This window comes from Mesorhizobium sp. M7A.F.Ca.MR.362.00.0.0 (assembly GCF_004023175.1).
Taxonomy (GTDB): Bacteria; Pseudomonadota; Alphaproteobacteria; order Rhizobiales; family Rhizobiaceae; genus Mesorhizobium.
This window is the reverse complement of sequence record NZ_RZTF01000708.1, coordinates 1-1557: the sequence shown is the minus strand read 5'-3', so window position 1 is coordinate 1557 and position 1557 is coordinate 1. Positions and strand designations below refer to the sequence as shown.

At 58.4% G+C, this 1557-nt stretch carries 1 protein-coding gene and 1 pseudogene; both read left to right on the top strand.

Annotated features, from left to right (window positions below; all coding sequences use genetic code 11):
• Positions 1-774 precede the first annotated feature (774 nt).
• Complete coding sequence (locus EOC06_RS37025) at positions 775-1017, top strand: type II toxin-antitoxin system ParD family antitoxin (RefSeq protein ID WP_128310096.1); 243 nt, start codon at positions 775-777, stop codon at positions 1015-1017.
• A gap of 5 nt (positions 1018-1022) precedes the next feature.
• Positions 1023-1325, top strand: a pseudogene (locus EOC06_RS44550) (type II toxin-antitoxin system RelE/ParE family toxin).
• Positions 1326-1557: the final 232 nt, after the last annotated feature.

Sequence of the window (1557 nt, the reverse complement as noted above, 5' to 3'; positions counted from 1 at the left end):
GCCTGGAACAATGCCCGCCGGCCGTTTTGATGTTCGGCTGGGCTGGCCATCGATTGCCCCGGATCAGGCGCCCGCAACAAGGCGAAGCCCAAGCTGCGGAACAAAAAAACCAATCCCGTCCCCTGCAAACCAATCTGCACCAAACAAACAGTTCGCCAGGCACCAGCCAGCGGGCCGTTCGCATTCGGGGGACAATGGTGCCTGCAAGCGGCACTCGTCGGCGCACAAAGAGGCCTCAGCCGACAAGCTACGACAACAAAACAAGCCTCTCAACAAAACCTAATTCAAAACAGCCCGCAGCCGCGGGCCGTTTGCGTTCGGGGGACTGGCAGTGAAGTGCCCAGCCGCCGCCATAACCGGATCAACCGAATCGGAGGCGAAAAAGACGAAGCATCCGATCCTCTTATCGGGCATCGGTCAGTGATGCCGGTGATGACTTGCAATCAAATACGAAATGATTGGGTCGGGGGTGGTGTTCTATTCAGCCGGCTTTTTGTGGCCACCCTCGGCCATGACAATGACTGAGGACCGCGAATCGACCTGCATGTAGATCCTTGATCGCGCCGGCGGTTGGGTGTGTCACGCCGCAATAGCCGCAAGTGCCGTTGGCCGAGCGGCCTGGGGCGTTGAAGCGACGCCTCGATCAAGTCGAATCAAAGTGAAAGGTGATTCTCTGAGGATGAGTGGCGCAAGGTGTGGCATGGCCGAATCAGCCAATTTTGCTAATTTTTGCTAATAGCTGACATCTATCGCCAGGTTCGGGATCACTCCCATATTCCCCGCACGCTTTTCATCAGGAAGCAGCTCGAATCAGGCCGCTACAACAATGCCAGCGAAGTTGTCCGCGCGGGCCTGCGCATGCTTGAGGATTTGGAGGCGGAGCGGGAGAAATGGCTGCGCGAGGAGATACCGGGGCGCCTAACTGAACTCCGGCAGGATTCATCGAAGGGAATCCCTGCCGAGACGGTTTTCTCCCGGCTGGAGGCGCGTCATCGCGCGAAGCAGGCGAAAGCCTAGTAGGGGTGGAGTATCGGATTGTCTTCCACCCCAAGGCAGAAGCCGAGCTGGAGCAACTCTACGGTGACATAGCCGGACGTGCGTCGCCGGCGATCGCCTGGAAATTCATTGCGGGTATCCCGACCATTGTCTCGGTCTGTCGACTTTTCCACAGCGGGGCACCGAGCGGGTCGAGATCATGCCTGGCTGCGGATTGTTGGCTACCGCGACAGCATTGCCTTTGCCGTCGAGGGCGGGCGGGTCCTGATCCTGGCAGCTTTTACGCCGGCCGGAACATCACACCGGAATTGCTCGAAGACCGGCTCTAAACGGCGCTTCGGTGGAGAATTGCTCTGCAGTCCTCCAGGCGCGACGGGTGCGATGGCGCACATCAGCGCCTCGAGCTCGGGACGCATCACAGGAATGGTGAGCGCTAGAACGCCGCCCACAATTCAGCCAAGCCAACTCATGAATTTCGGCCCGGTGGATATCTCTACGAGAAATCGAAAAAACATTGTCGATGTGTGTTGACAGTTGTCGTTGGTGGCGACTATATACGCC